This window comes from Acinetobacter sp. CIP 64.2 (assembly GCF_000369645.1).
In the GTDB taxonomy this organism is placed as follows: domain Bacteria; phylum Pseudomonadota; class Gammaproteobacteria; order Pseudomonadales; family Moraxellaceae; genus Acinetobacter.
In genome coordinates, this window is sequence record NZ_KB850120.1 from 502957 (window position 1) to 509095 (window position 6139).

At 43.8% G+C, this 6139-nt stretch carries 3 protein-coding genes, 2 tRNA genes and 2 rRNA genes; 4 read left to right on the top strand and 3 right to left on the bottom strand.

Features of this window, described 5'->3' with window-relative positions:
- Positions 1 to 26: 26 nt before the first annotated feature.
- Genes F895_RS16290 through F895_RS16280 form a run of 3 tightly spaced genes read right to left on the bottom strand, consistent with a single transcriptional unit; the run spans position 27 to position 2217 of the window.
- Entirely contained in the window at positions 27 to 506 is a 480-nt protein-coding gene (locus tag F895_RS16290) for an outer membrane lipoprotein YfiB (protein ID WP_005238705.1), read from the bottom strand.
- 8 nt (positions 507 to 514) lie between these two features.
- Positions 515 to 1738, bottom strand: coding sequence for a diguanylate cyclase DgcN/YfiN (locus tag F895_RS16285; RefSeq protein WP_026040180.1), 1224 nt, complete (start codon positions 1736 to 1738; stop codon positions 515 to 517).
- A gap of 5 nt (positions 1739 to 1743) precedes the next feature.
- Entirely contained in the window at positions 1744 to 2217 is a 474-nt protein-coding gene (locus F895_RS16280) for a regulatory sequestration protein YfiR (RefSeq protein WP_005238710.1), read from the bottom strand.
- A gap of 556 nt (positions 2218 to 2773) precedes the next feature.
- On the opposite strand from F895_RS16280, the gene F895_RS16275 reads away from it, so the two are divergent.
- The 4 genes from F895_RS16275 to F895_RS20140 all read left to right on the top strand — a co-directional run.
- Positions 2774 to 4311: ribosomal RNA gene (locus F895_RS16275) — 16S ribosomal RNA — on the top strand.
- A 59-nt stretch (positions 4312 to 4370) separates the two neighbouring features.
- Positions 4371 to 4447: transfer RNA gene (locus F895_RS16270), tRNA-Ile, on the top strand.
- Between the two features lie 55 nt (positions 4448 to 4502).
- Positions 4503 to 4578: transfer RNA gene (locus F895_RS16265), tRNA-Ala, on the top strand.
- Positions 4579 to 4978: 400 nt separating this feature from the next.
- Positions 4979 to 6139: ribosomal RNA gene (locus tag F895_RS20140) — 23S ribosomal RNA — on the top strand; the annotation flags it as partial.

A 6139-nucleotide genomic window follows, 5' to 3' on the forward strand; every position in this document is an offset into this window, starting at 1 on the left:
TTTTTTATGCTATGGAGCAGTAATTATTAAGGAATAATGATGACATTCACACGACGATTGCTGGCACGATTTTCATCAGAGGTATTTGGAACAAAAGGCTGACTCGCACCACGACCGACTACAGTTAAGTTATTCGGCTTGAACCCTTGTGTGATAAAGATTGTTGAAACACTCTGAGCACGTTCTTCTGAAAGCTTCTGGTTATACTCAGGATTGCCGATATCATCAGTATGTCCTACAATTTTTAACTTTTGTAAGTCATATTTGTTCAGCTGGTTTGCTAAACGGACAATTTCCTTTTGATGTTCAGGTTTGATTTCTGCTTTATTAAAGTCAAACAGCAAACGTTCTGGTAGACCTAGGGTCCAGCCCTCATCGGTCAAAACGAAGCCTTCTTTCTTTAGCATTTTGACCTGACGATACTTTAATGGACCAAAACTCAAGCAGCCAGCCAATGTTAGGCAGAGTAACGCAATAAATGAAATTTTAATGGTGTGAGCGCGCATAACATGTCCTAAATTTCTGGTTTATAAAGAAACCAATGTGGGTTTAAATGTTTAGCTCTATACATAGCTTGATCGGCCTGCATGATCAAATCCTCTGGATTCTCTGCAAACTGAGAAAAAGCAACCCCTAAGCTAAAACTGAAATGAATCATTTGACCATTAAACTCTAAAGGTTCTCCACAACTTGCAAGAACGCCTTCAGCAATTGTTGTTAAATGATCGGTATGATGAATTGAATGTAAGATGATGGCAAATTCATCACCTCCTAAACGAGCAATAAAATCCTCATGACGAACTGAAAGCCTTAAGCGTGTAGCCATTTCTTTTAAAACTGCATCTCCAGCTAAATGTCCAAACTCGTCATTGATGTATTTAAACTTATTATTGTCGATAAACAATAAAGCAGAGTTGTGACGATACTGCGGGTTTTCAAAGATATTAAATAGCTCTTGGTAAAAATAATGGCGATTTGGCAAACTGGTGAGTTGGTCGTGATGCGCCTGAAATGAAAGTTGACGATTTTCTTTTTGCAGATGTGTGTGCCAGATCTGGATTTCTTCTAACAGTTCATTGAAAACCGTGTTTAAGTTCTGAAACTCATGAATGTGGTTATTCGGGAAACGTAAATTATAAGCTTTTTGATCACTGACCAGTTGTGCAATATGCGTTAATGGTTTGATCGCTTGCATAATTTGGCGGTAAGTAATGTTCACAGACCAAAGCAGGGCAATCACAATGAAGAACATTGAAATGGCGAGACCAATGATAATGGTCTTTAAAAAATGTAAAATATTTTCAGAACTGCCATACAGTACCAACTCGCCTACTTTTTTCTTATGATGCACAATCATGAGTTTAACAGGATCATGAAGAAACCAGCGATCCATTAAATCTTGCATGACGGAGGTATGAGCAACTTTCTTGCTACTTTCAGCTAACAACTGTTGTTGAGGATCATAGACATGAATACTGCGAATGGCATGTTCACTGGTATAGTCATCAAGAATTTGATCAATGGCACCTTTATCCCTAAATACTACGGCAGGCTGAACACGCTCCAAAACGGTTTGGCTCAATAACTGTAAATTTTGCTTTGCATAAGTTTCCATGGTGAACATGGAGATGGTGGCGAATGTAAAAGAACAGATCACAAAGGTAATTGCAAAGATTGCAAATTGTGATTTACGAAATAAAGCATGTAAGGATGTTGATTGGTATAAGTTTGGAATCACAGTGCTTACCCCGCATTCTTTGCTAAAAGTAAAACACGTGGGTCGATATGCACTTTGGAATAGCTTAAAGCCTCCAAATTCACCTTGAAGGTAGAAAAGGTCTTTTTATTATATAAGCAGAAAATACTTCCTACTTCGCATGCCGGGTTATTGGTGCTTAAAGAAAGCAAAGATCGAGAAGGGTAGGCCTGAATTAAATTCTGCTGTTGCTGTGGAGAGGTTGTGGTGAAATAGGCAACATGACACTCCGTTTTTGGAAAGTCTTTAGCACTAACCGCTTGTACCTGATATTCATAAGCCAACTGACGGATATTAGATTGAAACTGATTTGCAGCATCCTGATTGTCAATCACACAAATGGTTGGACGATTGGTATTGGACCATTTGCTATAACTTAAAATAGATAAAGCCAACTCATAGAAATTATGTGTTGAGATGGCATAGCAAAGCGGGCTTGCAGCAAAGGATGCAGCAAGCAATAAATATCGAGCCTTTTTACTAGCAAACCGTATTTTCAATCAAAAGTGCCAAAAAATGTGAAGCAAGAGACATATTCTACTGGACTTAATTGTTTAAAAAAAGTTCTTGAACACAAAGAAAAAGCATTAAAAGTAACTGAAGCGTTCAAAAAATGTTCACTTGAATAAAAAAGTTTATTTAGGGGGTTGTATTGGGTTGGGAATGCTGTAGAATGCACATCCATCGGCGGTGATGCAGATAAAAACTTGTTGAGAAACAAGGATTTGGCTGAAAAGGTTGGATTCTTGAGTTGATTGATAAGTTTACTAAATATCTAAATTACCTGTTGACTTTTAAGAAATTGAGAGTAATATAGCCGACCTAGCTTGATGATGACGAATCATCGAGAAGATCATTAAGAGAATAGAAGAACAACTTGTGTGGATTTTTACTAGTTGATCAATCGAAAATATTTCATTGATTGAAGAGTAGAAATTTCTCGAAGTTTATTTGAGCGAATTTTTAGTCAGAAAATTGATGAGCCAAGATTTGTAGCCATAAGCTACTAATGATTTTAAACTGAAGAGTTTGATCATGGCTCAGATTGAACGCTGGCGGCAGGCTTAACACATGCAAGTCGAGCGGGGAAGGGTAGCTTGCTACCTAACCTAGCGGCGGACGGGTGAGTAATGCTTAGGAATCTGCCATTTAGTGGGGGACAACATTCCGAAAGGAATGCTAATACCGCATACGTCCTACGGGAGAAAGCAGGGGATCTTCGGACCTTGCGCTAAATGATGAGCCTAAGTCGGATTAGCTAGTTGGTGGGGTAAAGGCCTACCAAGGCGACGATCTGTAGCGGGTCTGAGAGGATGATCCGCCACACTGGGACTGAGACACGGCCCAGACTCCTACGGGAGGCAGCAGTGGGGAATATTGGACAATGGGCGGAAGCCTGATCCAGCCATGCCGCGTGTGTGAAGAAGGCCTTATGGTTGTAAAGCACTTTAAGCGAGGAGGAGGCTACCTAGATTAATACTCTAGGATAGTGGACGTTACTCGCAGAATAAGCACCGGCTAACTCTGTGCCAGCAGCCGCGGTAATACAGAGGGTGCGAGCGTTAATCGGATTTACTGGGCGTAAAGCGTGCGTAGGCGGCTTTTTAAGTCGGATGTGAAATCCCCGAGCTTAACTTGGGAATTGCATTCGATACTGGGAAGCTAGAGTATGGGAGAGGATGGTAGAATTCCAGGTGTAGCGGTGAAATGCGTAGAGATCTGGAGGAATACCGATGGCGAAGGCAGCCATCTGGCCTAATACTGACGCTGAGGTACGAAAGCATGGGGAGCAAACAGGATTAGATACCCTGGTAGTCCATGCCGTAAACGATGTCTACTAGCCGTTGGGGCCTTTGAGGCTTTAGTGGCGCAGCTAACGCGATAAGTAGACCGCCTGGGGAGTACGGTCGCAAGACTAAAACTCAAATGAATTGACGGGGGCCCGCACAAGCGGTGGAGCATGTGGTTTAATTCGATGCAACGCGAAGAACCTTACCTGGCCTTGACATACTAGAAACTTTCCAGAGATGGATTGGTGCCTTCGGGAATCTAGATACAGGTGCTGCATGGCTGTCGTCAGCTCGTGTCGTGAGATGTTGGGTTAAGTCCCGCAACGAGCGCAACCCTTTTCCTTATTTGCCAGCGAGTAATGTCGGGAACTTTAAGGATACTGCCAGTGACAAACTGGAGGAAGGCGGGGACGACGTCAAGTCATCATGGCCCTTACGGCCAGGGCTACACACGTGCTACAATGGTCGGTACAAAGGGTTGCTACCTAGCGATAGGATGCTAATCTCAAAAAGCCGATCGTAGTCCGGATTGGAGTCTGCAACTCGACTCCATGAAGTCGGAATCGCTAGTAATCGCGGATCAGAATGCCGCGGTGAATACGTTCCCGGGCCTTGTACACACCGCCCGTCACACCATGGGAGTTTGTTGCACCAGAAGTAGGTAGTCTAACCGCAAGGAGGACGCTTACCACGGTGTGGCCGATGACTGGGGTGAAGTCGTAACAAGGTAGCCGTAGGGGAACCTGCGGCTGGATCACCTCCTTAACGAAAGATTGGTGACTGGTAAGAATCCACAACAAGTTGTTCTTCGAAGATGTATCTGAGGGTCTGTAGCTCAGTTGGTTAGAGCACACGCTTGATAAGCGTGGGGTCACAAGTTCAAGTCTTGTCAGACCCACCAAATCTGATTGCAGAAGCTTAGATTGAAAGATATGTCGTTCATTAAGTGATAAGCTGGGGACTTAGCTTAGTTGGTAGAGCGCCTGCTTTGCACGCAGGAGGTCAGGAGTTCGACTCTCCTAGTCTCCACCATGAATTAAAAGAGTTTGTAAGAACGAAATTAATTCAAAGCTAAGAAGATTATAGAGTTTAGTGAATACAGTCCAAGTTGACTGGTTTATTAATCTCTGTGATTTATCACAGTTTACTACGCACCGACGAGGTGGTAGTTAATCATTAACAGATTAGTAGAATTGAGTCTGAAATAAATTGTTCAAACTCGATTAATTTGACACTAACGGTAATACGTAAGTATTTCAGTTAGATGAAGAGTTAATCTGAGAACTAGCAAAAACACTGAATCAAGCGTTTTGGTATATGAATTTAGATTGAAGCTGTACAGTGCTTAAATGCACAGACAACGAATCAGTAGCAATTAAGTTTGCAACGATAACACTCACTTGTATGTGTTAGCGACTGTTTGGGGTTGTATAGTCAAGTAATTAAGTGCATGTGGTGGATGCCTTGGCAGTCAGAGGCGATGAAAGACGTGATAGCCTGCGAAAAGCTCCGGGGAGGCGGCAAATATCCTTTGATCCGGAGATTTCTGAATGGGGGAACCCACCCGCTATAAGGCGGGTATCATAAGCTGAATACATAGGCTTATGAAGCGAACGAGGGGAAGTGAAACATCTCAGTACCCTTAGGAAAAGAAATCAATTGAGATTCCCTTAGTAGCGGCGAGCGAACGGGGAGCAGCCCATTAAGTTGTGTGTGTTCTAGTGGAACGCTCTGGGAAGTGCGAACGTAGAGGGTGATATTCCCGTACACGAAAGGGCACACACAATGATGACGAGTAGGGCGAGGCACGTGAAACCTTGTCTGAATATGGGGGGACCATCCTCCAAGGCTAAATACTCCTGACTGACCGATAGTGAACCAGTACCGTGAGGGAAAGGCGAAAAGAACCCCTGTGAGGGGAGTGAAATAGATCCTGAAACCGCATGCATACAAGCAGTGGGAGCCGACTAGTTCGGTGACTGCGTACCTTTTGTATAATGGGTCAGCGACTTATATTCAGTAGCAAGGTTAACCGCATAGGGGAGCCGTAGAGAAATCGAGTCTTAATAGGGCGTTTAGTTGCTGGGTATAGACCCGAAACCAGGCGATCTATCCATGAGCAGGTTGAAGGTTGGGTAACACTAACTGGAGGACCGAACCCACTGTCGTTGAAAAGCCAGGGGATGACTTGTGGATAGGGGTGAAAGGCTAATCAAGCCTGGTGATAGCTGGTTCTCCCCGAAAGCTATTTAGGTAGCGCCTCGGACGAATACCATTGGGGGTAGAGCACTGTTTCGGCTAGGGGGTCATCCCGACTTACCAAACCGATGCAAACTCCGAATACCAATGAGTACTATCCGGGAGACAGACTGCGGGTGCTAACGTCCGTAGTCAAGAGGAAAACAATCCAGACCGCCAGCTAAGGCCCCAAAATCATAGTTAAGTGGGAAACGATGTGGGAAGGCATAGACAGCTAGGAGGTTGGCTTAGAAGCAGCCACCCTTTAAAGAAAGCGTAATAGCTCACTAGTCGAGTCGGCCTGCGCGGAAGATGTAACGGGGCTAAAACTATGTGCCGAAGCTGCGGATTTGAC